Here is a 25,580-nt window from a genome sequence, read left to right as displayed (position 1 = left end):
CCTATCCCTCGTATTGATCCGGTCCCATCGCCCAAGACGCCTGATCGTGACCGAACGCGTAATTGCGGTTGTTGATCGCCGGATTGCGATTGACCATCGGCCGCATGAACATCGGGTGGGTGGCGCTGCGCACCTCGTGCTCGACCGTGAACAGCGGCTTGCCGCTGTCGAGATCGACGATGTCGCAGAAGCGGTACTGGTACTGATTGTCCTCGCGCGAGATCAAATCGCGCGCCAGCAGCTTGCGGTAAGGGCCGGAAAAATCGGTGATGTACATCTGCACATGGTGGCCGTCATAGTCGCCTTGCGGCCGATCGGTCTCGCGAAACAACAGATGCTGGTCGCGGCCGGTCTTCACGGCGGCAACCGTACCGTCGCCGTTCCGTAACTCGGATGGCATGCCCATGATCTCGGGGTAGAAGGCGCAGATGCGAGCGGCCGATCCCACCGGCACGTCGAACTCGACATAGGGAACGCCGAGCGCGACACGGCCGAAGCGCGCGGCGTCGGGCTCGTAGCAGCGCAGGCGGTTGCCCCACGGACAAATCGCCTCGACATGGTCGTTATGCTCGGCGAAGGCGACCGCGGTGCCCTCGAGCTTTTTGGCGACCGACGCCAATCGCGCCAGCAGCGCCTCGCGGCCCGCGATGACGAGTCCGACATGACCGCGCAGCACCTGCGGCCGGCCGCTCGGCAAATGAAACTGGCTCCGTCCGGCGTTGATCCACATGTTGGTGTCGGACACCATCAGATACGGATCGCGGGTGAGCCCGAGACCTGCGACATAGAACAGCGTGGCGAGGCGCTGGTCCGGGACCTGGATGTTGACGTGCTCGAAATGGATCGCGTTGCCGAGATCTTCTTTGGATCGATCGAATTGTTGCGGCATGGACGGGGCTCTGATGGGGGAGGGACAGGTCCATACTAGAGCACAATTTCCGCCAGTCGAAATGATTCGCCGATCACATCTCGAGGGTGGGGCATGGCGTCCATTGCCACCTTGCCGCAAATGCCAATCCCTGTAAGCTGACAAAAAGCACAAAGGAAAGAGATCGATGGGAGGGGTTCTGGCGGGCGTCCGCGTTCTTGATTTCGGGCGCTATATCGCGGGGCCCTATTGCGCGACCTTGCTGGCCGAATTCGGCGCCGAGGTCATTCGCGTGGAGAAGCGCGACGGCAGCGAGGATCGTTTCGTGGCGCCGGTCGGCGAAACTGGCGAAGGCGCGCTGTTTCTTCAAGTCAACCGCAACAAGAAGTGCCTCACGCTCGATCCGATGAAGCCGGAAGGACAGGAGGTGATGCGCCGCCTGATTGCGACCGCGGACGTGGTCGTCGCCAATTTGCCGCCGCAGACCTTGCGCGCGATGAAGCTCGACTACGATTCGCTCAAGGCGATCAAGCCGGACATCATCCTGACGACGGCCACCGCGTTTGGCGGGCCGGGGCCATGGTCCGACCGTGTCGGCTTCGATGGTGTCGGCCAGGTCATGTCGGGCTCGGTGTACATGACGGGCGCCGGCGATCCACCCTACCGGGCCGCGGTCAACTGGGTCGATTTCGGGACCGCGCTACATTGCGCGTTCGGCACGCTCGCCGCACTGATCGAGCGCGGCAAATCCGGGCGCGGGCAGATCGTCGAGGGCGCGTTGCTCGCAACCGCCTTGTCCTTCACCAACGCGACGCTGATCGAGCAGGCCGTCATCAACGTCAATCGCGTGCCGACAGGCAATCTCGGCCAGACCGCGGCGCCCGCCGACATCTACCGCGCCAGGGACGGCTGGGTGCTGTGCCAGGTCACGGGGCATCCGCTGTTCAAGCGCTGGGCGAAACTGATGGGCGAGGAGGAGGTCTGGCTGAACGATCCGCGCTTTGCCGACGACATCAGCCGCGGCAACAATGGCCCTGTCATCAGCGAGCGCATGGCGCGCTGGTGCGCCGAGCGCACCACGCAGGAAGCCGTCGACACCCTGGGCAAGGCCATGATTCCGACCGGCCCCGTGCTGAGCCCGCAGCAGGCGCTGGATCATCCGCACGTCCGCGCCGCCGGATTCATGCAGGACGTCGACTATCCAGGTCTGCCGAAGCCCGCACCGGTGGCACGCGCCGCCGTCCGCCTGTCGGAAACGCCCGGCGAAATCGCGATTCGCGCGCCCACGCTCGGCGAGCATACCGATCTTATCCTGACCGAGCTCGGCTACGACAAGGCCGCGATCGCGGCGCTCCGGCAAGGCGGCATCGTCTAGCGGTGAACAACGGCACCTGCACGGCGGCTTGCCGTCGTGATCGCCGCGCTTTGCCGCACGTTGAGCAATTGCTTCAACGCCTGTGCATCGGCCGGCGCTGCGCTCTTCTGGTCGTTGTCGAAATAGACGTAGACGTCGCAGCCCTGCCGCTTCCAGGATTTGATGCGCCGCGCCCATTGCGCCAGCGTGGGTTTCGTATAGTGCCCGTGATAGCGCCCGCTGGGCCCGTGCCCGCGCACATAGACGAAATCCGCCGTGCGCTTCCATGGCGCGGGCGCGTCGTGATGATCGGACAGGCACAGCGAGATGTTCTCGTCGGCCAGCATCCGCAAGATGCGCGGCTGATACCAGCTCGGATGACGGAATTCGAAACTGTAACGCCGCTTCCGCGACAACAGCTTGAAGAAGCCGGCGAGGCGGTCCGCGTCGGCCTCGAATTGCGGCGGGAGCTGGAACAGGATCGGGCCGGCCTTGCCGCCGAGCCGTGAGATGCGATCCTCCAGCAGTTCGAGGCTGTTCACCGAGCGATCCGACAGGCGCTTCCAGTGCGTGATGAATTTCGAGGCCTTCCAGGCAAAGACGAAATCGCGGCCGGTCTGCTCCCGCCAACCCTCGACGGCCTCCGGCGTCGGGGTGCGGTAGAACACCCCGTTCAGCTCGGTGGTGTCGAACTGTCCGGCGTAGTAGCTCAGCTGCTGCTTCAGCGTCACGCCCTTGGGAAAGAACGGGCCTCGCCAGGAGGCGTAATGCCAGCCGGAAGTTCCGATCAGAACGCGCGCCATGTTCGACGTGTCCATCCATTGCGATTTGCCGGATGGGAACGTCCGTGCGGCCGATACGTTGCTCGTGAGCTTGATCAACGCAGGACCGGAACCGATGTACGCGCTGTTCGAAGGCAACAAGCAGATCGGCGATCCCTTTCCGACGGAGAAGGAGGTGTGGGAAGCCGCCTTGATCGAGGGGCTGGTAACCGACGTACCGGTCGCGGACGAGGAGGGCGGCCGCCTTCTGCCCGCCGGCTATCACGTCGCGCAGGTCGAGGAGACGTTCGAGCCGAAGCCCGGCTGGAAGTTGCCGCGCGAGATCTCGTGAGCGGGCCTAGTTCGAGGCCAGCGCCGCCTTGGCGACTTCCGCCATCCAGCTCGATGCCACCGGCAGGATCGCGTCGTTGAAATCATAGCGCGGGCCGTGCAGCTCGGCGCCATCCCGCAATTCGCCGTTGCCGATCCAGACGAAGGCGCCCGGACGCCGCGAGAGATAGTGGGCAAAATCCTCGCCGGCCATGCTGGGCGCGAGGTCGCGCCGCAACTCGGCCCGTACCTTGTCCGCCGCGAGGCGCGCGAGATCCGCTTCTGCCGGCGTGTTGATGACCACGCCGACGCCAATGACGATCTCGGGCGTGACCTTGACGCCGAAGCTCGTGGCAATCCCGGCGCAGATCTGTTCGATCCGCGCCAAAACGGTGTCCTTCACCGCATCGCGATGGTAACGCAGCGTGCCGCCGATCGAGACGCGTCCGGCGATTTGGTTGCGTGCCGTGCCGCCTTCGAGCGTGCAGAGCGAGAGCACGGCGGTGTCGAGCGGATCGACGCTGCGCGAGACGATCGATTGCAGCGCCACGATCAAATGGCCGGCCGCCATCACCGGATCGCGCGTCAGATGCGGCATGCCGGCGTGACCGGCATGGCCATCGATGGTGATGGTGATGCGCCCGCCGGAGGCCATGACGACGCCGTCATGGACCGCGATGGTGCCGGCGGCGAGCCCCGGCCAGTTGTGAAAGCCGAACACCCGTTGCATCGGAAAGCGGTCGAACAGCCCGGCCGCGACCATCGCGCGCGAGCCGCCATAACCTTCCTCGGCCGGCTGGAAGATGAAATCGACCGTCCCGCTCCAGCTGGTGTCGGCGGCGAGCAGCGCGGCCGCGCCGAGCAGCGAAGCGGTATGCCCGTCATGGCCGCAGGCATGCATCACACCGGGGTTTTGCGAAGCGTAAGCTAGCCCCGTATCTTCGGTGATCGGCAGCGCATCCATGTCGGCGCGCAGGCCGACGCGGCCCTGGGCGTGGCCGCGCGTCAGGGTCGCGACGATGCCGTGACCGCCGATGTTGGCCTCGAAGGAAATGCCGAGCTCGGTGAGCTTGCCCTGCACGAAGGCCGCGGTGGCTTTCTCCTGGAGCGACAGTTCGGGATGCGCATGCAAATGCCGGCGCCACGCGGTCAGTTTCTGGTGCAGCTCGGGGGTCAAGGCGGGAATCTCTCGGCTTGTGTGTCGGCGTCGACACCATAGCCGAATAACCGCAGCTTGCATCAAGCCTCAGCGAATGCCTCGCGTGCAGCAACGCGCTCCGTCTACGCCGACAGCTTCGCCAGCCCGTCCCAATCGAAGCTGATGCCGTGGCCGATACGGTCTGGCGCGAGCGCAAGCCCGTCCTGCAGCACCAGTGGATGCTCGATAAATTTGTCGAGCCCAAAACCGTGCGCCTCCAGATACGACCGGTTCGGGCAGGCCGCGAGCAGGTGCACGGTGACGTCATGCGCGCCATGGCTGGTGACGGGCAGGTTGAACGCCTCCGACAGCCGCGCGATCTTCATGAAGGCGGAGACGCCGCCGCAATTGGTGACGTCAGGCTCGGGATAGGACACCGCGCCCGCGACGATGTAGTTCTTGAACTCCCAAAGCGAACGTAAATTCTCGCCCGCCGCGATCGGCACGCCGCCGGCCTGCATGATGCGAGTGTGGCCCGCGACGTCGTCGGGAATGATCGGCTCCTCGAGCCAGGTGAGGTCATACGGTTGGAACGCGCGGGCGGCGCGGATCGCGTCCTCGACCGTCCATTTCATGTTGGCATCCACCATCAACGGAAAGCCGTCACCGAGATGCTGTCGCATCGCCGCGACCCGCGCCACATCCGATTTGAGATCGGGGCGGCCGGCCTTCATCTTGATGGCGCGAAAGCCCTTGCTGAGATTGCCGTCAGTCTGCGCGAGCAGTGCTTCGACGGAGAGATCGAGATCGATGCCGCCCGCATAACACGGCACGCGCGCGTCGAATCCGCCGAGCAACTGATACAGCGGCAATTGCGCGCGCCGCGCCTTCAAATCCCACAGCGCGATGTCGAGTGCCGAGAGCGCCAGCACCGCTGGCCCGCCGCGCCCGCCATAATGCAGTGCCCACCAGACCTGGTGCCAGATCGCCTCGGTATCATCGGCCTCGCGGCCTTCGACGAGCGGCGGGATCTCGCGCTTGAGGATGTCGGCGACGGCGCCGCCATTGCGTCCGACCGTGTAAGTGTAGCCGACCCCCTCGGCGCCATCGGCATCCCGGATGCGGCAGGTGATCAGCTCGAACGCCGCCATGTCGCCATGCATCGAGTCCGACAGCGTGACGGGAAGGGGAATCCGGTAGAATCCGGTCTCGATGGTCGAAATGCGCGGCATGCGGCCTCCCTGCGTTTTCTTTGCAGGCTAGGCCGACGCGCACCGCCCGGCAAGCGCGCGCCATGCAAGGCAGCTCACCGCATCGTCGCGAGCTGCACGGCCAGCGCGCAGGCGCGGTCGTATTCGTCGAGATTGATCCACTCGTCGATCGTGTGCACCTCGTTCTGGCCGGCGCCGAAGGTCACGGTCGGAACGCCGTGGCGGACCATCCAGTTGGCATCGAGGCCGCCATTGGCGGTGCGCACGTTCGGGGTGCCGCCGACGGCGGACACGGCCTCCACCGCGCGTCTGACGACAGGAAGGTTGTCCTTCATGCGGAACGGGAAATAGTCGGTCTCGGCCTTGAACTTGACCTTGCCGGACTTTCCTTGCGCGTTGGTGACTTTCTTGGCCGCCTTCTCGAACGCGGCCTTGTAGGCTTTCGTGATCTCCTTGAAGAACTTTCCGTCATGGCTGCGGCTTTCGCCGCGCACATGCACGTAGTCGGTGACGACGTTGGTGGCGTCGCCCGCAGGCCGCCCTTCGCCGCCGGTGACGGGGCCGACATTGCTGGTGCCTTGCTGCTTGCGCTTGACCACCTTGCCGAACCAGCCGCCGGCCTTCACATCGGCGAGCGCAAGCGCGAGGATCATGGTCGAGGAGATGCCGCGCTCCGGCGCGACGCCGGCATGCGAGGCGCGGCCGAAGATTTCCACGGTCCAGCGGTCGGCACCGACCGCGCCGATGACGACGTTGGAAGCCGAGCCGCCGTCATAGTTGAAGGCCATCACCGGCGAGCCGAGTTCGTCCAGCTTGACGTGGCGCGCGCCATAGAGCCCGCTCTCCTCGCGCACGCAGAACAGCAGCGTGATCGGCGGATGATCGAGTTGCTGCTTTTCGAGCTCGGCCGCCAGCGTCACCAGCACGCCGCAGCCGCAGCGATTGTCGCCGCCGAGCGCGGTCTTCGCATCATTGACGATCTTGCGACCCGACTTTTTCGGCTTGGCGCCGGCGCATAGCGGCACGGTATCCATGTGGGTCATGAACATGATGCGCGGCTGGTTGTGCAGCGCGCCGCGGCCGGGCAGGTCGACGATGAGGTTGCCGGTCTCGGTCGGCACCGGAATGCGGGTATTGGCGTCGTCGAGCCGGATCGCTTTCGCCGGCACGCCGCTCTCCTTCAGCGCAGCCGTGAGCTCACGCCCGATCGCGGCCTCCTGTCCGGTGACGCCCTCGACGGCGAGAAAGCGCAAGAGGCGGTCGGTGGCGGCTTTGGTGTCGACAGGCATGAGATGTCCCCTTGATGCAGGGCTCTACTCTATCGTCGGTCTTGGCGAGGTATAGACCAAAAAGATCAGCGCGCCGATGCCAAGCATGGCTGCCATGAAAAGCAGCACCGCCGGCAACCCTGCAAACGCCGCCACCGCACCGGTGATCGATTGCATCAGCGCCGCGCCGAGGAAGAAGGCGAGGTTGATCGCCGCGAGCGCCTTGCCCGCAACTTGGGCGTCGACCAGCTGCCGCGACATGCCGAACAGCAGCGGCTGTGCGGAAGTGGCAAGCCCGATGAGCACGAACAGCACGAGGTCGTATTGCGGCGGCATCACCGCAACACCAGACAACACGGAAATGGCATAGCGCGGGGCCCCTAACGCCATCAGCGCCAGCAGCAACGCCCCGACGAGGTGCGTTCCCGCCACCAGCGCGCGGCGGCGTCCCAGCCTGCGGTCGATCATGCCGATGACAAGCGGACCTGCGATCATGGCCAGCGTGAACGCGCCGAGCTGGTTGCCGGCCTCGACCCGCGACAATCCCTTGACCTGCATCAGCCACGGTCCGCCCCACAGGCCGCGCAGCACCAGCGAGGTCGCAAGCGACACCAGCGCCAGCGCGATCAGGCCGCGCAAGGGCCGCGACAGTCCGAGCCTGAGCACCTCGATCATCTGCGACAGCGGCGAGGACTCGTCCTTGTGCTCGGCCGGCTGGCTCGGCACCAGCAGGAACACCGCGAGCGCCACGGCGATGCCGCCGAGCGCCGAGATCCAGAACCCGGCGCGCCAGCCGCAAGTGTCGACCACGAAGGCGAGCGGACTCGACGACAACAGCATGCCGATATTGCCGATCGAGAGGATCGCGCCCGACCACAGCCCAAAGCGCGCGGCCGACAATTGCTTGGCCGCCAACGTCATCGGGCACATCAGCATGCCGGAGGTGGCAATGCCCAGCAGCCCCTGCCCGACGGCGAAGCTTTCGGGTCCCGTTGCGAACCCCGACGCGATGGCGCCGACCACGGTTCCCGCGAGCAGGCTCAGCGACACCGGCCGCACGCCAAAGCGGTCCATCGCCGCACCGACCGGGATCTGCGCGGCCGCAAACGCGAACGGGTAGACCGAGGTGAGGCTCGCCAGCGCTTGCGGTTCGATGCCGAAATCCGCCGCCATCAGGTCGAGGCTGACCGCCGGAATGGTGCGCAGCAAGGTCGAGAGCATGTGCCCGCAGGCCAGCGCAAGCAGCGCAAAGATCAGCGCGCGGGTGGCTCCCGCGTCGTGGGTGGCGGCGGTGGTCATGGGCGTTGCGTCCCGGCAAGGTTTCGGGTGGGGTTACATGATTGACGGGTGCATGCCAACATCGGGACCGCCATGGCCGCAATGTCGTGGATGCACAAGGCAACGGACGCGCAAGATCCTAAACGTGCAAGGCTAGTGACATCATGTATCTCGGCATCGACCTCGGCACCTCCGCCGTCAAAATCGTTCTGGTCGACGACGCGCAGCGCGTGGTGGCGAGCCGCAGCCGGTCACTGACGGTCTCCTCGCCGCGTCCCGGCCATTGCGAGCAGGACCCGGCACAGTGGATCGAGGCGACGTTCGCGACGCTGGACGCGCTGAAGGCGGATCACGCGCGCGAGCTGGCCGAGGTCGAGGGCATCGGCCTGTCCGGCCAGATGCACGGCGCGACGCTGCTCGACGCCAGCCACAGGCCGTTGCGGCCCTGCATTCTCTGGAATGACGGACGGTCCTTTGCGGAATGCGCCGAGCTGGAGCGGCGCTGGCCCGCCTTGCGGACCACGACAGGCAACAAGGCGATGCCGGGATTCACCGCGCCAAAATTGCTGTGGGTCGCCAGGCACGAACCGGAGATCTTCGCGGCGACAAAACTCGTGCTGCAACCAAAAGCCTATCTGCGCCTGGTGCTGACCGGCGAGGCGATCGAGGATGTCTCGGACGCCTCGGGTTCGCTGTGGCTCGATGTTAGCAGCCGCGATTGGTCGGATGAAGGACTCGCCGCGACCGCGCTATCGCGCCGGCAGATGCCCCGTCTGGTCGAGGGCTGCGCGCCGGCTGCACGGCTGCGGAGCGAGTTGGCGCAGCGCTGGGGCATGACCGGGCGGCCGATGATCGCGGGCGGGGCCGGCGACAATCCGGCGGGAGCCATCGGCATCGGCGCCATCAATCCCGGGGCAGCCTTCATTTCGCTCGGAACCTCCGGCGCATTGCTGGTGCCGACCGAGACGATCGCGGCCAATCCGGAGCGGGTCGTGCACACGTTCTGTCACGCCGTCCCCGACAGGTGGATTCAAGCCGGCGCGATCCTCTCGGCGGCATCGTGCCTGGCCTGGATCGCGCGGCTGTTGGGGATCCCTGAGACTGAGCTGCTGGCGCCGCTCGGGTTGCGCCCGCGGGCGCCGTCGCCGGTCAGCTTCCTGCCGTACCTCTCCGGCGAACGCACCCCGCACGATGACCCGACGTGCGCGGCATGCTCGATGGGATCAGTCACGCCACCGATCGTGACGCGATCGTGCAAGCCGTGCTCGAAGGCGTCGCCTTCGCGCTTGCGGATTGCCGGGACGTGCTGGCCGAGACCGGATTGGTGATCGCGGAGGCGGATGTCATCGGCGGCGGCTCACGGTCGCGGTTCTGGCTTTCGGTGCTGGCCAATGTCCTGAACGTGCCGGTGCATCGCTTTGCCGACGGCGAGACGGGCGCGGCGTTCGGTGCGGCGCGGCTTGGCCGCCTCGCCGTCACCGGTGAGGCGATCGACGCCGTCTGCACCGCGCCACAGCGCGTCGAGACCTTCGAGCCCGACGGCGCGCTTGCGCAGGCCTATGCCGAGCGGCTGCCGCAATGGCGCCGCCTGTACCGGCCGCGGCGCTGATCGCGATACGCGATGATGTGGCGAAGAAAAGGCATCACGCGCGGGATCGGTTCCGTCTGCAAAAGATAAAAGCAGCGCCGGACCGTTGGTCGGTATGCCGGAGGTATTGCCCTGCGCCACAACCTTTTGTTTAATGCTTGCGCGCGCGCCAGGGACCAACGAGACGCGGGTGAGATTGCGATGCCGCCGTCGGCGCATCGGGGAGGTGTGATGAGCGAGCCCATCCTCGAGATGCGCCGGGTCTCTAAATCGTTCTTCAGCATCAAGGCGCTGCGCGACGTCGACCTCACCGTCTACGCGGGCGAAATCCACGCTTTGATGGGCGAGAACGGCGCCGGCAAATCCACCCTGATGAAGATCCTGTCGGGCGCCTACCGGCCGGACCCGGGCAGCGAAATCCGCATCGACGGCCAGCCCGTGCAGATCAGCGGTCCGCTCGGCGGCCGCGCAGCCGGCATCGCGATCATCTATCAGGAACTCTCGCTCGCCCCCAACCTGAGCGTTGCGGAGAATATCTATCTCGGTCGCGAGGTCTCCCGCGGCGGCTTGCTGGCGCGCGAGGCGATGCAGGCCGGCGTCGGTCCGATCCTGGCGCGGCTCGGCGCGGATTTCACGCCGCAGACGCAGGTCGCCAATCTCTCGATGGGCCAGCGCCAACTGGTCGAGATCGCGCGCGCGCTGCACGCCCGCTCCAGGATCCTGATCATGGACGAGCCGACCACCGCGTTGTCGGCCGGTGAGAGCGAAAGGCTGTTCGCGCTGATCCGCCAGCTGCGCGCCGAAGGTCTCGCCATCATCTACATCTCGCATCGCATGGACGAGGTCTATGCGCTCGGCGACCGCGTCACGGTGCTGCGCGACGGCACGCTGGTCGGCTCGCTCGACAAGGCAGACATCCGTGCCGACACCATCGTCCGGATGATGGTGGGACGCGACGTCTCGTCCTTCTACAAGAAGGAGCATGATCCCAGGAACGATCCCAACGCGCGCTCGGGAGCTCCCGTGCTTGCGGCTGTCGATATCGCCGACGGCAGGCGCGTCAAGGGATGTTCGCTGACGGTGCATGCGGGCGAGGTGGTAGGGCTTGCCGGCCTGGTCGGCGCCGGCCGCACCGAGCTTGCGCACCTCATCATCGGCGCCGCGCCCATGATCTCCGGCCATGTCGAGATCGACGGGCGCGCGGCCTCCATCCGCACGCCCGGTGAGGCGCTGGACGCCGGCATTGCCTACCTCACCGAGGATAGGAAGGCGCTCGGCCTGTTCCTCGACATGTCCTGCCTCGACAACATCAATCTCGCGGTGCTCGGCCGCGATGCGAAATTCGGCGGCATTCTCGACCGCGACAAGGCCCGTGACCGCGCCAAGCGCGCGTTCGCGGGGCTCGGCATCCGCGCTGCGAATGTCGGTGTTCCCGCCGGCGGGCTCTCCGGCGGCAACCAGCAGAAAGTGCTGCTGTCGCGGCTGCTCGCGATCGGCCCGAAGATCCTGATCCTCGACGAGCCGACGCGCGGCGTCGACGTCGGCGCCAAGTCAGAGATCTATTCGATCATCGACAATCTCGCGAAGTCGGGCACCGCGGTTCTCGTCATCTCGTCCGACCTGCCCGAGATCATCGGCATCTGCGACCGCGTCATCGTGATGCGTGCAGGACATATCGCCGGGCAGATCCGGCGCGACGCGACATCGCCGCTCAATCAGGAGGAGATCATGGCCCTCGCCACCGGAACGGAGCAGCTCGATGCCTGAGAACGGCGCTTCCGCCAACACCGCCCCCGCCAAAGCCGTCCCCGTCGCGCCCGGTCTTGCCGCCGCGCAGGAGACGAAGCGGCAGCGGACGCGGATGATCATTCGCGCGGTCGGCATGCTGCCGGTGCTGCTGCTCTTGTGCATCGGCTTTCACGTGCTGTCGGACGGCCGCTTCTTCACCGGCCAGAACATCGGCATCGTGGTGCAGCAGTCCGCGGTCAATACCGTGCTGGCCGCAGGCATGACCTTCGTCATCCTCACCGGCGGCATCGACCTGTCGGTCGGCTCCATCTTGGCGGCGGCGGCGATGGCCGGGCTGATCATCTCCAAATTTCCCGATCTTGGGGCGCTGTGGTTGCCGGCCGCGGTGCTCACCGGCACCGTCTTCGGCATTCTCAACGGCGGCTTGATCGCGCTGTTGCGCCTGCCGCCCTTCATCGTCACGCTGGGATCGTTGACCGCCGTGCGCGGCGCGGCGCGCCTGCTCGGCGCCGACACCACGGTGTTCAATCCGTCGATCCCCTATGCCTTCATCGGCAACGGTGCTCTGACCCTCATTCCCGGCGTATTGTCGATTCCCTGGCTCTGGGTGATCGCGTTGCTGGTCATCCTGGTGTCGTGGCTGGTGCTCAAGCGCACCGTGCTCGGGGTGCACATCTACGCGGTCGGCGGCAATGAGAGCGCGGCGCGGCTCGCCGGCATCAAGGTCTGGGCCGTGTTGATTTTCGTCTACGGCGTGTCCGGCCTGCTCGCGGGCCTCGGCGGCGCGATGCAGGCAGCGCGCCTCTACGCCGCCAATGGCCTGCAGCTCGGCCAGTCCTATGAACTCGACGCCATCACCGCCGTGATCCTGGGCGGCACCTCCTTTGTCGGCGGCATCGGCTCGATCTGGGGAACGCTGGTCGGCGCGCTGATCATTGCCGTGTTGTCGAACGGCCTGATCCTGATCGGCGTGTCCGACGTCTGGCAATATGTGATCAAGGGTCTGGTCATCATCGGCGCGGTGGCGCTGGACCGCTATCGGCTGCAGGGCTCGGCTCGGACTTGAGAGCATGATCCGAAAAAGTGCGAAGCGGTTTTTCGAAAGGATCATGCTCAAACAAGGAGCATGAAAATGCAGCCGGCACCGCGCCGTCATGTTCATTCCGTCACGGCAACTGGTCGCCGCGCCGGAGCTTCAAACAGACCAGGGAGGAAGCCAATGTTGAAGTCGATCTCGCTTGCCGGCGCCGCGATGGCGCTCGTCCTGAGCTCCGCGCCGTCCTACGCCAAGGAGCTTAAGTCGATCGGCATTTCGCTGGGCTCGCTCGGCAATCCATTCTTCGTCGCGTTGTCGAAGGGCGCCGAGTTCGAGGCCAAGAAGACCAACCCCAACGTGAAGATCACGACGGTGGGCTTCGAATATGATCTCGGCAAGCAGGTCACCCAGATCGACAATTTCATCGCCGCCGGCGTCGACCTGATCCTGCTCAACCCTGGCGATCCCAAGGCGATCGGACCAGCGATCAAGAAGGCGCAGGCCGCCGGCATCGTCGTCGTTGCCGTCGACACCGCGGCCGAAGGCGCCGACGCCACGGTGACCACCAACAATGTCCAGGCCGGCGAGATCTCCTGCCAGTACATCGTCGACAAGCTGGGAGGCAAGGGCGACGTGATCATCGAGAACGGCCCGCAGGTCTCCGCGGTGATCGATCGCGTGGTCGGCTGCAAGAACGTGCTCGGCAAGAATCCCGGCATCAAGGTCCTGTCCAGCGACCAGGACGGCAAGGGCTCGCGCGAAGGCGGCCTCACGGTGGCGCAGGGCTATCTGACCCGCTTCGCCAAGATCGACGCCATCTTCGCCATCAACGACCCGCAGGCGATCGGAACCGACCTCGCCGCGCGCCAGCAGCAGCGCACCGGCATCGTCATCACCGCGGTCGACGGCGCCCCCGACATCGAAGCGGCCCTCAAGGACCCGCAGGCGACGCAGATTCAGGCCTCCGCCTCGCAGGACCCGTTCTTCATGGCCCGCCGCGCCGTGCAAGTCGGCGTCAGCATTCTCAACGGCCAGAAGCCGGCGTCCACGGTCGAGCTGCTGCCGTCGAAACTCGTGACGCGCGACAATGTCGGCGAGTACAAAGGCTGGACCTCGGATCGGTCGCAGTAGCGGGCGAGAGGCGGCCGGCGCCGGATGCGGCGCTGGTCGGCTCGCGTGGCACCAGCGGAAGATGTGGCAGCGATCCCTGCAGGATGGCCCCGTTCGCATATCACCAAAGCGGCCTGCGGAACCCGCAGGAGGTCCGGGTCTCCTTGGCGGCGCCGCGCATGCGGAAGGCGGTTTGCCAGCATTTTCGCGCGTAACTTAACGTATACTTTAGAGTCCACTGCCTATTGGAGGTTGCAGAGGATTCCCGATGACCTTGAGCCCTTCTTCCGCCGCCACAACGTTGGGTCGCCTAGCCCGGGACGAGCGCGGCAATATCGCCGTCATCTTCGCCATCGCCTTGTTGCCGGTCTTGTCATTCGTCGGCGCTGCGATCGACTACAGCCGCGCCGCCCACGCCCGCACCGCGATGCAGGGTGCGCTCGATTCGGCCGCGCTGATGGTCGCCAAGAACCTGTCCGATGGGAAGATCACGGCTGACCAGGTTCCGACCGCTGGCGCCGCTTACTTCGCCGCACTCTATACCCACACCGGCAGCCAGAACGTCAAGGCGTCCGCCACCTACACCGCCAACAATGGCGGCAAGGGATCGACGGTGACGATGGCGGCGTCGGGCGAAATCAAGAGCCAGTTCATGCAGATTGCCGGCTTTCCAACCCTCGACTTCAGCGTCGGCTCGACCTCGACCTGGGGGAACAACCTGCTGCGCATCGCGCTGGTGCTCGACAACACCGGTTCCATGGGGGCACCAAGATCAGCAACCTGAAGACCGCATCCAAGAACCTTGTCGACAAGCTCGGGGCGCTGGCGAAGACCCCGGGCGATGTCATGTTCTCCGTGATTCCGTTCGCGAGCGCCGTCAACGTCGGCATCGACAAGGTCTCGGCCACGTGGCTGCGCTGGGATCTATGGGACCCCAGGTCGGAGGATTCCTCCAGCAACTCCTATTGCAGCAGCGGACGGAGCTCCTGGTACACGATGGCGATGTGCAAGGGGCATGGCTACACCTGGAGCCATTCCGTAGGCTCGCCTTCAACTTCGAACTGGAACGGCTGTGTGACCGACCGCGATCAGAGCTACGACGTCTCCGACGCATTGCCATCGGCGCTGACAACGCAATTTGTCGCCGACCAAGACCCGTACTGCCCGGCCAAATTGCTGGCGCTGACCAGCACAGCCAGCACCGTCAAGAGCACCATCGACGCGATGTCGGCGAACGGCGGCACCAATCAGACCATCGGGCTGCACTGGGGCTGGCTGTCGCTGCTGCAGCAAGCGCCGCTGAACGCGCCGGCCGAGGACGTCAACAACGTGTACCAGCACGTGATCATCCTGTTCACCGACGGCCAGAACACGGTCAATCGGTGGAACGGCGACGGGTCCATGACCTCGTCCTCGACTGAACGCGGCAAGATCGACACGCGAATGGAGGCTCTGTGCACCGCCGTCAAGGCCAAGAACACGACCATCTACACGGTCCAGCTCGACGACGGCACCGGGGTGTCGCCCGTGCTTCCCAAATGTGCGAGCGGCTCGGCAAACTTCTTCATGCTGAGCAACCCCAGCGAAATCGACGCCGCCTTCACCCAGATCGGCACATCCATTTCCAAGCTGCGCGTTTCGAAGTAGCCCCACATATCCATTTTGCTTGATATTGGCCCGGGGAAGCAAAGGCTGAAACAGCAGGCAGAGCCCGCCAAGGGCGAAATCGCATCCTCACGTGAGCGCCAACGCGCGTCACATGTTGGCTCGGCGGCTGACCTTCGCGCGAGCGATCGTGACGTCCAGTTCGCGAGCTAGACCGGACCGTCTCTCATGCAAGAGCGGAATCGCAGTTTGACCCGAAGCGGACGTGAGCTCCCTCGGAGCCTACGGTCAGCCGATGATTCAATGCGAACACGCGTAGTCAGATTTGATGAGCAGTGCGGAACCCATCGAGCCCAGCACGCTGAAATTGTACAAGCAAGATTAAGCAATCTTTAGATGAGCACCAGATATTGATACTCCAGGAGGGGTCACGGATCCCAAACGATGCGATAGATGGACAGAGTGATGCGAAATGAAGGCTTTGTCTTTGCGGTCCTCAATGCTTATCGGTTCAGCGAGATTCTGCGCTTGTGGATCGCAATTGCGATTGTTGCAGCCGTTGACCTCGTATGGCTTCGCGCCGCTGGGATGACGATGGCTATCGATCCGACGCAAGCGATTGCGTTCTGTGCTGCTGCTCTTCTCTCCTTTGTTTACACGAGGTTGAGGCCGGATCGGCGTATCGCTGAGCTTGCCACGGCTTTGGCTCAGATCATTGCCTTTACGGTCGTGGGCGCGATCCTGAGTTATCTAACCATCACGGCAAAGTTTCCGTTGGTCGATTCCCAGCTGGCCGGTGTCGACACCCTGCTGAGACTGAATTGGCTGGCTTTCTTTGAGTGGGTTGAGGTCAGACCAATTATCAAAGCGGTCCTCGCAGTCGCGTATCACAGCTGTATGCTGCAGGTCGCCATCTTGTTGGTGTGGCTGAGTGCGTGCGGGCGATTTGAAAGGATGCGAGAGTTTGTTTGGCTGTTCGTAACATCGCTCCTCGTGATTCTTCCGATCTCATGGAGACTGCCGGCAGCGAGCGCATGGGTCTACTTTGGCGTCGTCGAACGCGTCGACGCGTATCATTTGATCGATTTCAACGCACTCCGAAGCGGCGAGATGACACGCATTTCGTTGACGCACGTGAATGGTCTGATCACATTTCCTTCGTTCCACGCTGCGCTGGCCACAATACTTATATACGTCAGCCGAGGCGTGAAGATGCTTTTCCCACTATACCTTGTCTTGAACTTGCTGATGCTTGCTGCAACACCTACTGTAGGCGGCCACTATTTCATCGATATCATCGCCGGTGCGGGCATCGTTCTCTGCCTCGCTTGCCTTCGACAGCTTCGCTGGGGCGTTTTGTTTGCGCGATGGAACACCTCGCCATCGCACGCGGCCGGATAGTCATCCACGCTCTGCAAGCGACAGAGCGATTTGTCTTGGCAGAGGTCATCAAACGACAAACAGATTGAAGTTCGCTTGTGGCCCGAAGGCGAAGGTCGCCATCGCCTGCGGTACACCGGAGCGGGGGCCAGCCGACATCGAGAACACGCGGGCAAACTGACCCGGAACGGACATCGCCAGGGTCTGGTCGATGTCGCCGGCGCGCCCGGTGTAGTGGCACCCCCATCCGGCCCGAAACTGATCTATCGCAGCGCCCGGCGTGGACCGCTTTGACCAACCATCGACATTGCATTGCCGAGAATTTTGGCTTTAGGCTTGGGCAACGTGTCAGGAGTTGCGCGCATGGGCGGGGACACAGGTAGCCTTTTCTTGTCGGGGGGCGGCGAGATGGGCGCTCTCACAAGAGCGTTTGACTGGTCAAAAACATCGCTCGGCTCGCCGGAAGCGTGGCCGCAAAGTCTTCGGGTCACGGTGCGGCTCGTTCTTACCTCACGCCACCCGATGTTCATTTGGTGGGGACCGGACCTCATCCAGTTCTATAACGATGCGTATCGCGAAACGATGGGTCCCGAGCGGCATCCGAGCGCCTTGGGCGCGGGCGGCCGTGAATGCTGGGATGAAATATGGGACATCATTGGTCCCCAGATTGAATACGTCATGGCAGGTAAGGGGGCGACGTGGCATGAGGATCAATTGGTGCCTGTAACCCGCCACGGTCGGCGCGAGGATGTCTGGTGGACGTACAGCTTCGGTCCAATTGACCTTGAAGATAAAGTCGGCGGCGTACTCGTTGTCTGTAAAGACGTCACCTCCGAGCACATGGCAAGGGAAGCCCTGAGGCTTATCAACGAAGAGCTAAAGCACCGGTTCAAGAACACCTTTGCTGTGCTTGGTGCTGTTGCCAGCCAAACATTTCGTGACGTATCGAGCCGCGCCGATCTTGAAAAGTATAAGGCACGACTTGCCGCGTTCGGACGAGCACACGCCTTGCTGACTGCGGCGAATTGGGCTGCTGCCCCACTTCGAGATGTCGTCAACACGGCCCTGAGCCCTTACAGAACAGGCGAAGGCCGGATTACGACGTCCGGTCCTCCGCTTGTTCTCAGATCGCAACAGGCTCTCGCCCTTTCCCTAGCGGTTCACGAGCTCGCCACCAATGCAGTAAAGTATGGCGCTCTGAGCGTGACAGGCGGCCGGGTGTCCATCGTGTGGTCAACCGAAGATCAGGCGGGTGATCAAAAATTCGTCTTCGTCTGGCAAGAATTCGGCGGTCCATCTGTGTCGGAGCCCGCCGATAAAGGCTTCGGTTCGCAACTCATTTCGGGGGCGCTGGAATACGACTTCAGAGGGTCGGTTGCGGTGTCCTATGAATCGACCGGACTCACTTGCCGCCTCACGGCTCCGCTCGAAAATCTGGAAATGTCACCACAATAGTGGGAGCTTTTACCCGACCCATGTTGACTGCCGCGAGGACGAGGAGCCCCTCACGGGCCCGCCGTCATGTCGTGTCCTGTCCCGTAGCTGACCTGCCGCGCGCAGCCGGTGGAGGACCGCTTGTGACCCATTGGAGACGTCCGCCGTATCAGCCCGGCGCTCATTTTTCGATGTGCCGCGACCCGTCCCAGTCGTTCGGAGGTGGTTCTGCTTTGAAGCTTCCGATGCGCTCGATTAGGGCCCTTGCAGGCCCGTCGTCGGGCATCGCTTCAAGCGACGCATTGAACGCAGCAAGCGCATCATCCCATCGCCGGTTGCGATAGTTCGAGAGCCCTTCCAGATACTTGTCCCGCAATACCAGTTGTTGTGGCGTGACATCAGCTCGGCTTCCGAGGATTTCAAAAACGGCCTCGAAACGAGTTTGACCCGCCACCACAATGCGATCGATCTCCCGCGCCTCAAGTGAAGTGCCCACGGCAGCAATAGTTCTTTCGGAAACGAGATTGCGGGTGCCGTACACCTTGTTCGCGCCTTCCAGCCGCGAGGCGAGGTTCACCACATCGCCCATGACGGTGTAGCTCATCATCACGTCGGAGCCGATGCTGCCGACCAGCGCCTCGCCGGTCGCGATCCCGATCCTTAGATCGCATTGCTTCATTGGAGTTGCGCGAACGCCAAGTAGCTCAGGAATCTCCTCGCGCAATTTTCCGATACGTTCGATCATTTCCAGGGAGGCGAGGCATGCAAGGCGGGCATGATCGGCCTCGTCGACGAAAGGTGGGCCCCAATAAGCCATGATGCCGTCGCCGATATACTTGTCGATGATCCCTCGGTTGTTCTGGATTGGTTCGGACATGACCGAAAGGCAGTGGTTCATGACCTTGACGAGACCTTGCGCGGTCACGCCTTCGCTAAGGCTGGTGAAGCCCTTCAAGTCGCAGAACAACACAGTCATCACCCGGCGCTGGCCTTCGGCGGCCGCCAAATTTGGGTGATCGATCAGCCTTCAACGACGCGCGGATCGATGTATTTTCCGAATGTTTCCTTGATCGTTGGTTGTTGCGCAAATGCACAATCATTCGATTGAAGGCGGCAGCCAGTTGTCCGATTTCGTCAGTCGCCCTTACATCGATTGATTGATCGAGCTGACCCGCTTCCACCGCGCGGGCACCTTCAAGCAATAGTCGGACAGAGCGAATGATGCCGCCGCTGACCAGATTGGCGAAGATCAATCGACGATCGCGGCAAGCAGCGTCACGATGGCCGAGGTCAGCGCCACCTGGGTCTTTTACGACCTCACTTTTGCGATAGCCCCCTCGCTGACGGTCAGCATACTCAATCGAATAGCACTGACCTTCTCATCCAGTCGTCGCGAACAGCGTCTGCTCGCGCAAGGCTGCGTCTCGCCGCTGGAAAGTCTCTCGCCTCAAGGTGTTAAAGTAGCTCTCTGGTCTCCTGCTTCAGCTGGCGGCGAGTATCGTCCAGATTTTCAATCCGGTTGTCGATGCGCGCCAGGGCTGCGTTGTCCGATGGTGTACTTGTGTCTTCAATGATCGAATTGATCAGTGTCCGCGCGGCTTGCGCTTCGCTTTCGACCTCGGCTCCCTTCTCGTTGTAGAGCTCCAAGCGGGCTCTATATCCGAGCACATCGGGCGGCTCCTGCATCTTCGCGATCACCATGCGGCGGAGCCCGAGGCCTCGTTCGAGCGATAGAGTATTGATCCGTGTCAGACGGGGCGTTGATAGGTGCGTAACGTGCAGAGAGCTCATCAAGCAGGTAGCCGACTCGCCTGACCATCGCGATCGATAGGACCGACGTCACGAGCATGAGGATGATCAGTCCGACAGCGATTGCTACAATTCGCTGCCGGATTGACTGCTTGATCGTCGATCCGGAGAATTTTTTCAGTCCGTTAAGAGCGAGGATCCGTTGTCTCGTGCTCCGTAGAGGCATATCCGACGTACTCACAGTCGAGCTTCCTTTCGGTCAGCCCCGTCAGGCGGTCCAACTCCATTCATTCTTCAGTCAGGCTGAAATCGAAAGTTTCGGCAGGCGGGTCTTGGTGAACAGCCCCGAACTGGCTCAGCGGCAACCTTATCGTCACCGAAGAGGAGTAAAGGTCTGTGAGTTCGAGTTTGAGCTGTTGGCCGGCTTCCATTTGAGCCGCCACCGTTGGTTCAATTCCACGTGCTGCGATGCAGATGTTGGTGAGACACCAGGTGAAAGGAACCTGGACAGGACTGCCTTGATCTACCGTCACCTTGACTCCCTGCTGCAGATTTGCCCCTTGCGGAACGAACAGCTGCAGGCGAGCGGGACCGTCAGCTCGTTCGATCAGATCGACACGGGCCACGATCTGATCGAGATCGTCCGTGGCGGTTGACGTCGATCGGCATATGTTGGTTCGATCGGATGAGGCGAAACAAAGCTTTTTCCAGGTTGAGAAATGGATGTTCTCAGGCAGCCGCAATCGTGGCGGCTTCGACGGAGGCTCCCGCTGGGCAGAAGGGCCGTTGACTGGCTGCCCAAGCGGCGGAGCGGTCGCTGAATGCTTCTCCAGAAATTGCGATACCAAGGGCGACCAGATCGGCACCGCGTCGGCGAAATCGATCATGAAGTGCCCGTCGGTCCCAAAGGACGGGAGCATACGATAATCGGCATTTCCGCCCGCTTCGACAAAGGCCTGATGCATCCTCATCGTCAATTCCGGACCGAAGTAGCTGTCGTTTTCCGCGTAGATCCAAAGCATCGGTACGCGTGCGGTGCGGCCGAATTCGCTGGTGGCGGCAACGAGCTTGTCGGGAGCACAATTGTTGTTGGGTTTGCCGTCAACTCGGCCTCCGCGTCCCGCTGCAAAGGTAATGATGGCCTGAACTGATGACGGGTTTAGGCTCCCAAGAGCAATCGAGCCCCATCCGCCGCCCGACTGGCCAACGACGATGACCTTACCCGGCTGGATCATCTTCTTCTTGCTCATGTAGTCGATGACCCACTCGTTCAGAGTGGCGATGGCGAGCCCGGGACCACGGAAGTTTGGGTTGTCGCAGCTACCGACGTGGGCAAAGACGGCTCCGTAGAGACCCTGATCTTTATCATCGAGACTGCTGGCCCCGTACCTGACGGGCGAGATGACCACATAACCGCGACGTGCAAACCAACGTGCCGCGTCCCGATACTCGATCGCCGGAAACATCGTCCGCTGGTTGGCTTCCAGCGAAATTCCATGGTTCATAACCACTAGCGGAAACGGACCATCTCCGACCGGCCGTACCAGGAAGGCAAGCACCGGCAGTGGAAACGGCAGCGCCCAAATTTCCTCTTGGATTACTTGTCCCGCAGTTCGGTCATCTGCCGCGGCTGGGGAATGGACTGCCGAGGGGAAAGCCAGCAAAAGAAGAATGGCCAGCAAGTGCTTCAGCATCTTCTTTCTCCGACGATCTGGTCTGGGTCTGACGCTAGGTCTCGGAGGCAGGAATCCGTTGATTTGGATCAAAGCGACCAACCGCAAGTTCCCGACGTCGTGCGGCTTAGTGGCCTAGCAAAAAAAGCGTCGTCGGAAACTCGGATGAGCGTGCACCGCCTTTCATGCGGCTCCTGGCTTTTTGACGGCCTTAGGGCCTGTTTCGAGCTTTAACCCCGCCGCCGCTATCGTCGTTGGTCTGCTTGTGGGCCTGAAGGCGAAGTATCCGGCACGCCGGCAGCTAGGGCCATAGCGGACATCGAGAATACGCGGGCAAATCGGTGCGAATGACCCGAAGCGGAGCACCTTGAAAGTGAGGTCAAGTCATGAATCCGGGCATGAAGCATCGGACGCGCGGATGGCCGTCTATGTAATGCCTCCAGACCATTGTACGGCCGAAGCGGTTTGGTTCTGTGACAACCGCACCGTCAGGTACGAGCACCCATTCGCCGTCGATGAGGACGCGGTAACGGCCCCGACTGGACTCCCAATCGGCATCGGACACTATGTATCCGTCGGCATCAGTACAGCACTTTCCAAATTCGCTCTGCAAGCTTTCAAACCAAGACTTCAGCGCAGAGTGGTCGTATCGGCCATCGTCGCGTGCAAGGACCGGCGTCAGTAGCAACGCTGAACCCAGCAACGATGCCGCAAGTTTCGCTGGAAACATCTGTTTGCCTCCGCGATATTCGCCGGCCGATCCGCTGGCTTGGTGCGGCTTAGGCTGGCAACCCGGTAACTAAATCCGTTGCAACTGCCGCTGACGATCGCTCGATGCTGTGATGGGACAGTTCATTCCCATCCCCACTGAGGTGAGTCCGGAAATTCGAGCGAAGGTTCAAATACGACAACGCTTCAACTAAAGGTCAGTGCAGCTGCTTCTTTGGCCTAGCCTGCCCTTAGCCGACCTCTGGGATGGCGCCGAGCTTGTCCGCTCATGACGGCGTAGCCGACCAAAGCCCTCACAGACTTAAGGAAATGACCCACGGTGCATGAGTCTGCACGGCATCTGTTGCGGATCTCCACAACCGCGTTCGTCAACGACGATTGCGATCTAGGGTGCGTCGCCTTTATGGCCTATTCGGCAACTCGCGACAGCTCCGCAAGGAGCTTCAACGCATCATTCAGCACGGCCCGATCCTGCGCTCGTTCAGCGGCCGCATCACCCGTGAATTCGCCATGCGTCCGCGCATTCTGATTTCCCTTCGGCGCGCCTGATCTCCGTGCGCCGCCGTGCATGCGGCAGCGAGACTTGCCGTGCACTGCAGGCGCGCGGCAGGCGAGGCCGCTGCGCGTCCCGGCGCCGCAGCGCGGGCTCGTCCACATCGCGCCGGTGTTGCGGATGTGATCGCCGCTCATGCATTGCTGCCCTGTCTGGATTCGGCCCGTTCGTATTCGCCGGCCTCACGCGGCGGGACCAGTCCTGCGGCTGCCGCAGCGTGCGGCTCCGCGACGATCATGCTGGCGTGCTGGGTCACGTTGCCCACGATCGCCCTGCCGCCGTCCTGCACCGACAAGTTCCGGACCGTGATCGCGCGCTCGCCGTTGTTGCGGTGGCGGCTGAGTGCCTCGATCTGGCTTGCGAAGGTGCGGGCCAGCCGGGTCAGCGCGCGTGTGAGGCTCTCCTGCTGCGGAATGTCGTCGGTGAGGGCGAGGCGGCAGGCAGAACGCATCGTTGCGGCGTGAACGGACACCATCTGCACTGCGAGCATGGCCTCGATCGAGTCCTTCGGCGCGATGCTCTTCACCAGCGAGATCATGAAGGCGAGATTGGCTTCATCGGGCTTCCGTCCGGTCACGCTGGCCTTCACCAATTGCTTGAGGAGACCATGCAGCGCGTCGCGGTCGGCGGCACCGAGCGCCTCGGCCAGCAGCCGTTCGCCGGCCTGGGGGTCGGCATGGCGGATCGCAATCCCCCGCTTGTAGAGCTTGATCCGCGGGCTCGCGTCGGGGCCGCTGCGATCGTTTGCCGCAACCGGCAGCGTGCTGTGGCGTTTGGCAGATGTCGTCATGTGCTGTGTCCTTTGCCCGCGCGGGCTCACTGCGCGCGACATCGATCGCTCGGCTTGCGCGCCTGTGGGATTTTCGGGATGTTGATGAAGGGCTTACGCGCAATCGCCGCGCGACGCCCCATGGTCGGGCGGCGTGGACGCTGACGATTGTTGCGATGATGCCATTCTGCCGGTGTTTTGCCCGACGTGTCAAACGAAGATTGCGAAGCGCGCAATCCTCGTTCGTGCAAATCCTCGTTCGTCCAAGTTCTTGATCTCGCAAGCGTCGGCTACTGTGCATGGGGTTGTTTTTGCGTTTTTTGTTTCGAACCGGCTCCGACCTGCCGCGCGACGGAATGCCGGCCCGCAAACGCGATTGCGAAATCCGCCGCGGCCGCTCATCATGATTCGCGAATGCGCCGCGACCTGCAAAAGCGGCGAGAACTTCTGGGGAGAGAACGAATGCAACGAACGCTTCGCCTGCTGGCGATCGTCGCCGGATTGTGCGTGACGACGGAGGCCTTCGCGCAAAAATATCCGGTGCGGCCGGTCAAGATCATGGTCGGCTTCAGCGCGGGCGGCCCGGTCGACGTCGTCGCGCGCATCGTCGCCGATCGGATGAGCAACAAGCTCGGACAAGCTTTCGTGGTCGAGAACCGCGCCGGCGCCAACGGCATGATCGCGGCCGAAGGCGTCGCGCGTGCGGAAGGCGACGGCTACACGATGCTGGCCTGCAACTCCTCCACCATCACGCTCAACAAGACGCTGTTCAAGGATATCCGCTACGACCCGGAAAAGGACTTCGCGCCGCTCACCACCGTCGTGTCGGCGCCGCTCGTGCTGGTGGTCAATCCGGAGAATTCCAAGACGGCCAACATCAACACCGTCGCGGATCTCGTCGCCGCGGCAAAGGCTGCGCCCGGCGCGCTTGCCTACGGCTCGGGCGGCAACGGCAACCTTGCCCATCTCGCCATGGAGCTGCTCAGCGAGAGGGCCGGCGTCAAGATGATCCACGTGCCCTATCGCGGTGGTGCTGCGTCCGAGGTCGGTATCCTCGCGCAGGAGGTCCTGGCAGTGTTCGATCCCTTGTCCGCCGTGCCGCTGGTGAAGGCCGGCAAGCTGCGCGCGCTCGCGGTGTCCTCCGCCGAGCGGCTGCCGGCGTTGCCTGATGTGCCGACCGTCGCGGAAGCCGGCTATCCCGGCTTCGACATCTCGTTCTGGGTCGGCTTCTTCATGCCGAAGGCAACCCCCGCGCCGACGCTCGAGATGCTGCACCGGGAGATCGTCGCCGCAGCCAACGATCCGCTGTTACGGGAGCGGCTGGAGACGCAGGGCGTCGTCAGCGTGCTGAGTTCGGCCGACTACGCCGCCAAGATCGCGAAGGAGATCAAGGAACTCGCCGAAGTGGTGGCGGCGGCGAACATCAAGGCGGAGTAGGGCGTCTGCTTGGCGTGCTGCCGGCCACCTCAGCCAGCCGCTCGAGCAGCGGGCGCTGTCCTGCGTTGATCTTCTCGTGCGCTGCTGCGAGCGTGAACCATTCGGCACGATCGACCTCCGGGAAGGTCTGACGTTTGCCGCTGCGTGGCGGCCATTCCATCTCGAATGTGTTGCTGCGAATGCTGCGCAAATCGACGTCGAACTCGGCCGCGAACGCGGTGACGATCTTGCCGCCGCGCTGCCTGACCTGGCCAAGCGAAGTCAGCGGCGTGGACAGCTCAAGCCCAAGCTCCTCGGCAAACTCCCGTCGCGCGGCGGTTTCTGCGTCTTCGTCTGCGTACTCGCCCTTCGGAATCGACCATGCCCCGAGGTCCTTGTTGCGCCAGAACGGTCCTCCGGGATGAACGAGCAGAACCTCGAGCTCCCCACGTTTGCGATAGGCAATGATCCCGGCGCTTTTCGATGGCATCGCAGGTTCCGTTCAGGCGGCGCATTCGGCCGGGAAAAAGTGGAACAGACGCTTTTAGCGCAGGTTAATAGCCAACGCTTTGACCGAACAA

General features: G+C 63.3%; 24 protein-coding genes and 1 pseudogene. 11 read left to right on the top strand and 14 right to left on the bottom strand.

Translation table 11 applies throughout. The annotated features are described in order from the left end of the window. Nucleotide 1: 1 nt before the first annotated feature. Nucleotides 2-889, bottom strand: coding sequence for a hypothetical protein (locus tag IVB36_RS35760; RefSeq protein WP_247394704.1), 888 nt, complete (start codon nt 887-889; stop codon nt 2-4). 166 nt (nt 890-1,055) lie between these two features. On the opposite strand from IVB36_RS35760, the gene IVB36_RS35755 reads away from it, so the two are divergent. Continuing rightward, the gene (locus IVB36_RS35755) at nt 1,056-2,243 is read left to right on the top strand and encodes a CoA transferase (protein WP_247394703.1); all 1,188 of its coding nucleotides are present in this window, start codon (nt 1,056-1,058) and stop codon (nt 2,241-2,243) included. On the opposite strand, the gene IVB36_RS35750 is transcribed toward IVB36_RS35755, so the two are convergent. After that, nucleotides 2,240-3,025 (bottom strand): DUF72 domain-containing protein, encoded by a 786-nt coding sequence (locus IVB36_RS35750; protein ID WP_018458264.1) that lies wholly within the window; start codon nt 3,023-3,025, stop codon nt 2,240-2,242. The two genes, IVB36_RS35755 and IVB36_RS35750, sit on opposite strands and share 4 nt — an antisense overlap. Here IVB36_RS35750 and IVB36_RS35745 point away from each other — a divergent pair. Further along, nucleotides 3,024-3,335: a hypothetical protein gene (locus tag IVB36_RS35745; RefSeq protein WP_018458265.1), complete on the top strand. Its 312-nt coding sequence runs from the start codon at nt 3,024-3,026 to the stop codon at nt 3,333-3,335. The genes IVB36_RS35750 and IVB36_RS35745 overlap by 2 nt on opposite strands. 6 nt (nt 3,336-3,341) lie before the next feature. Here the strand turns inward: IVB36_RS35745 and IVB36_RS35740 are convergent, their stop codons facing one another. The 4 genes from IVB36_RS35740 to IVB36_RS35725 all read right to left on the bottom strand — a co-directional run bounded on the left by IVB36_RS35740 (nt 3,342) and on the right by IVB36_RS35725 (nt 8,229). Continuing rightward, nucleotides 3,342-4,490 (bottom strand): amidohydrolase, encoded by a 1,149-nt coding sequence (locus IVB36_RS35740; RefSeq protein ID WP_247394701.1) that lies wholly within the window; start codon nt 4,488-4,490, stop codon nt 3,342-3,344. Nucleotides 4,491-4,594: 104 nt separating this feature from the next. Further along, on the bottom strand, nt 4,595-5,683 hold the full coding sequence (locus tag IVB36_RS35735; protein WP_247394699.1) for a mandelate racemase/muconate lactonizing enzyme family protein: 1,089 nt from the start codon (nt 5,681-5,683) through the stop codon (nt 4,595-4,597). Between the two features lie 74 nt (nt 5,684-5,757). Beyond that, complete coding sequence (locus tag IVB36_RS35730; protein ID WP_204510528.1) at nt 5,758-6,951, bottom strand: M20/M25/M40 family metallo-hydrolase; 1,194 nt, start codon at nt 6,949-6,951, stop codon at nt 5,758-5,760. A gap of 24 nt (nt 6,952-6,975) precedes the next feature. Then, nucleotides 6,976-8,229 carry an MFS transporter gene (locus IVB36_RS35725; RefSeq protein WP_247394695.1) on the bottom strand — a complete coding sequence of 418 codons (1,254 nt, stop codon included), beginning with the start codon at nt 8,227-8,229 and terminating at the stop codon, nt 6,976-6,978. A gap of 143 nt (nt 8,230-8,372) precedes the next feature. On the opposite strand from IVB36_RS35725, the pseudogene xylB reads away from it, so the two are divergent. The 8 genes and pseudogenes from xylB to IVB36_RS35685 all read left to right on the top strand — a co-directional run bounded on the left by xylB (nt 8,373) and on the right by IVB36_RS35685 (nt 18,131). Beyond that, a pseudogene (xylB, locus tag IVB36_RS35720) lies at nt 8,373-9,817 on the top strand (xylulokinase). A gap of 210 nt (nt 9,818-10,027) precedes the next feature. Next, the gene (locus IVB36_RS35715) at nt 10,028-11,563 is read left to right on the top strand and encodes a sugar ABC transporter ATP-binding protein (RefSeq protein WP_085362213.1); all 1,536 of its coding nucleotides are present in this window, start codon (nt 10,028-10,030) and stop codon (nt 11,561-11,563) included. Continuing rightward, complete coding sequence (locus tag IVB36_RS35710; protein ID WP_018458272.1) at nt 11,556-12,611, top strand: ribose ABC transporter permease; 1,056 nt, start codon at nt 11,556-11,558, stop codon at nt 12,609-12,611. The genes IVB36_RS35715 and IVB36_RS35710 overlap by 8 nt, the downstream gene beginning before the upstream one ends. A 153-nt stretch (nt 12,612-12,764) precedes the next feature. Further along, nucleotides 12,765-13,712 (top strand): ABC transporter substrate-binding protein, encoded by a 948-nt coding sequence (locus IVB36_RS35705; RefSeq protein ID WP_018458273.1) that lies wholly within the window; start codon nt 12,765-12,767, stop codon nt 13,710-13,712. Between the two features lie 247 nt (nt 13,713-13,959). Further along, entirely contained in the window at nt 13,960-14,475 is a 516-nt protein-coding gene (locus tag IVB36_RS35700) for a TadE/TadG family type IV pilus assembly protein (RefSeq protein WP_247394693.1), read from the top strand. A 62-nt stretch (nt 14,476-14,537) separates the two neighbouring features. Beyond that, on the top strand, nt 14,538-15,338 hold the full coding sequence (locus IVB36_RS35695; RefSeq protein WP_051113040.1) for a hypothetical protein: 801 nt from the start codon (nt 14,538-14,540) through the stop codon (nt 15,336-15,338). 411 nt (nt 15,339-15,749) lie between these two features. Continuing rightward, nucleotides 15,750-16,697 carry a phosphatase PAP2 family protein gene (locus IVB36_RS35690; protein ID WP_247394692.1) on the top strand — a complete coding sequence of 316 codons (948 nt, stop codon included), beginning with the start codon at nt 15,750-15,752 and terminating at the stop codon, nt 16,695-16,697. A gap of 387 nt (nt 16,698-17,084) precedes the next feature. After that, the gene (locus tag IVB36_RS35685; RefSeq protein ID WP_240544099.1) at nt 17,085-18,131 is read left to right on the top strand and encodes a PAS domain-containing sensor histidine kinase; all 1,047 of its coding nucleotides are present in this window, start codon (nt 17,085-17,087) and stop codon (nt 18,129-18,131) included. Nucleotides 18,132-18,291: 160 nt separating this feature from the next. Here IVB36_RS35685 and IVB36_RS40640 read toward each other — a convergent pair whose 3' ends face one another. The 7 genes from IVB36_RS40640 to IVB36_RS35655 form a co-directional block, all read right to left on the bottom strand. Further along, the gene (locus IVB36_RS40640) at nt 18,292-19,086 is read right to left on the bottom strand and encodes an adenylate/guanylate cyclase domain-containing protein (protein WP_346731076.1); all 795 of its coding nucleotides are present in this window, start codon (nt 19,084-19,086) and stop codon (nt 18,292-18,294) included. Next, entirely contained in the window at nt 19,043-19,363 is a 321-nt protein-coding gene (locus IVB36_RS40635; protein ID WP_346731075.1) for a HAMP domain-containing protein, read from the bottom strand. Before IVB36_RS40635 ends, IVB36_RS40640 begins: the two co-directional genes overlap by 44 nt. 202 nt (nt 19,364-19,565) lie before the next feature. After that, the gene (locus IVB36_RS40630; protein ID WP_346731074.1) at nt 19,566-19,811 is read right to left on the bottom strand and encodes a hypothetical protein; all 246 of its coding nucleotides are present in this window, start codon (nt 19,809-19,811) and stop codon (nt 19,566-19,568) included. A gap of 335 nt (nt 19,812-20,146) precedes the next feature. Beyond that, a complete protein-coding gene (locus IVB36_RS40625) occupies nt 20,147-21,553 on the bottom strand; it encodes an invasion associated locus B family protein (RefSeq protein WP_345947098.1) in 1,407 nt (468 codons plus the stop codon). A 358-nt stretch (nt 21,554-21,911) separates the two neighbouring features. Further along, entirely contained in the window at nt 21,912-22,262 is a 351-nt protein-coding gene (locus IVB36_RS35665; protein WP_231188750.1) for a hypothetical protein, read from the bottom strand. Between the two features lie 407 nt (nt 22,263-22,669). Then, nucleotides 22,670-22,951, bottom strand: a complete 282-nt coding sequence (locus IVB36_RS35660; RefSeq protein ID WP_204510536.1) for an HGGxSTG domain-containing protein — start codon at nt 22,949-22,951, stop codon at nt 22,670-22,672. Further along, nucleotides 22,948-23,604, bottom strand: a complete 657-nt coding sequence (locus IVB36_RS35655; protein WP_247394644.1) for a hypothetical protein — start codon at nt 23,602-23,604, stop codon at nt 22,948-22,950. The genes IVB36_RS35660 and IVB36_RS35655 overlap by 4 nt, the downstream gene beginning before the upstream one ends. A 441-nt stretch (nt 23,605-24,045) precedes the next feature. On the opposite strand from IVB36_RS35655, the gene IVB36_RS35650 reads away from it, so the two are divergent. Continuing rightward, nucleotides 24,046-25,020, top strand: a complete 975-nt coding sequence (locus IVB36_RS35650; RefSeq protein ID WP_247394641.1) for a tripartite tricarboxylate transporter substrate binding protein — start codon at nt 24,046-24,048, stop codon at nt 25,018-25,020. Here IVB36_RS35650 and IVB36_RS35645 read toward each other — a convergent pair. After that, nucleotides 25,007-25,489, bottom strand: a complete 483-nt coding sequence (locus IVB36_RS35645; RefSeq protein ID WP_247394639.1) for an NUDIX domain-containing protein — start codon at nt 25,487-25,489, stop codon at nt 25,007-25,009. The genes IVB36_RS35650 and IVB36_RS35645 overlap by 14 nt on opposite strands. Between the last annotated feature and the right edge of the window lie 91 nt (nt 25,490-25,580).

The sequence above is a fragment of the Bradyrhizobium sp. 35 genome, assembly GCF_023073215.1.
Taxonomy (GTDB): domain Bacteria; phylum Pseudomonadota; class Alphaproteobacteria; order Rhizobiales; family Xanthobacteraceae; genus Bradyrhizobium; species Bradyrhizobium canariense_D.
Note: the sequence above shows the minus strand (reverse complement) of the source record. Positions and strands in the feature narration are given on the sequence as shown.

Bases quoted from the DNA above. Each gene is read 5' to 3' on its own strand.
- IVB36_RS35760 (WP_247394704.1), bottom strand. From the start codon at position 889: ATGCCGCAACAATTCGATCGATCCAAAGAAGATCTCGGCAACGCGATC.
- IVB36_RS35755 (WP_247394703.1), top strand. From the start codon at position 1,056: ATGGGAGGGGTTCTGGCGGGCGTCCGCGTTCTTGATTTCGGGCGCTAT.
- IVB36_RS35745 (WP_018458265.1), top strand. From the start codon at position 3,024: ATGTTCGACGTGTCCATCCATTGCGATTTGCCGGATGGGAACGTCCGT.
- IVB36_RS35750 (WP_018458264.1), bottom strand. From the start codon at position 3,025: ATGGCGCGCGTTCTGATCGGAACTTCCGGCTGGCATTACGCCTCCTGG.
- IVB36_RS35735 (WP_247394699.1), bottom strand. From the start codon at position 5,683: ATGCCGCGCATTTCGACCATCGAGACCGGATTCTACCGGATTCCCCTT.
- IVB36_RS35730 (WP_204510528.1), bottom strand. From the start codon at position 6,951: ATGCCTGTCGACACCAAAGCCGCCACCGACCGCCTCTTGCGCTTTCTC.
- IVB36_RS35725 (WP_247394695.1), bottom strand. From the start codon at position 8,229: ATGACCACCGCCGCCACCCACGACGCGGGAGCCACCCGCGCGCTGATC.
- IVB36_RS35715 (WP_085362213.1), top strand. From the start codon at position 10,028: ATGAGCGAGCCCATCCTCGAGATGCGCCGGGTCTCTAAATCGTTCTTC.
- IVB36_RS35710 (WP_018458272.1), top strand. From the start codon at position 11,556: ATGCCTGAGAACGGCGCTTCCGCCAACACCGCCCCCGCCAAAGCCGTC.
- IVB36_RS35705 (WP_018458273.1), top strand. From the start codon at position 12,765: ATGTTGAAGTCGATCTCGCTTGCCGGCGCCGCGATGGCGCTCGTCCTG.
- IVB36_RS35700 (WP_247394693.1), top strand. From the start codon at position 13,960: ATGACCTTGAGCCCTTCTTCCGCCGCCACAACGTTGGGTCGCCTAGCC.
- IVB36_RS35695 (WP_051113040.1), top strand. From the start codon at position 14,538: ATGTTCTCCGTGATTCCGTTCGCGAGCGCCGTCAACGTCGGCATCGAC.
- IVB36_RS35690 (WP_247394692.1), top strand. From the start codon at position 15,750: ATGGACAGAGTGATGCGAAATGAAGGCTTTGTCTTTGCGGTCCTCAAT.
- IVB36_RS35685 (WP_240544099.1), top strand. From the start codon at position 17,085: ATGGGCGCTCTCACAAGAGCGTTTGACTGGTCAAAAACATCGCTCGGC.
- IVB36_RS40640 (WP_346731076.1), bottom strand. From the start codon at position 19,086: ATGACTGTGTTGTTCTGCGACTTGAAGGGCTTCACCAGCCTTAGCGAA.
- IVB36_RS40630 (WP_346731074.1), bottom strand. From the start codon at position 19,811: ATGGTGATCGCGAAGATGCAGGAGCCGCCCGATGTGCTCGGATATAGA.
- IVB36_RS40625 (WP_345947098.1), bottom strand. From the start codon at position 21,553: ATGCTGAAGCACTTGCTGGCCATTCTTCTTTTGCTGGCTTTCCCCTCG.
- IVB36_RS35665 (WP_231188750.1), bottom strand. From the start codon at position 22,262: ATGTTTCCAGCGAAACTTGCGGCATCGTTGCTGGGTTCAGCGTTGCTA.
- IVB36_RS35660 (WP_204510536.1), bottom strand. From the start codon at position 22,951: ATGAGCGGCGATCACATCCGCAACACCGGCGCGATGTGGACGAGCCCG.
- IVB36_RS35655 (WP_247394644.1), bottom strand. From the start codon at position 23,604: ATGACGACATCTGCCAAACGCCACAGCACGCTGCCGGTTGCGGCAAAC.
- IVB36_RS35650 (WP_247394641.1), top strand. From the start codon at position 24,046: ATGCAACGAACGCTTCGCCTGCTGGCGATCGTCGCCGGATTGTGCGTG.
- IVB36_RS35645 (WP_247394639.1), bottom strand. From the start codon at position 25,489: ATGCCATCGAAAAGCGCCGGGATCATTGCCTATCGCAAACGTGGGGAG.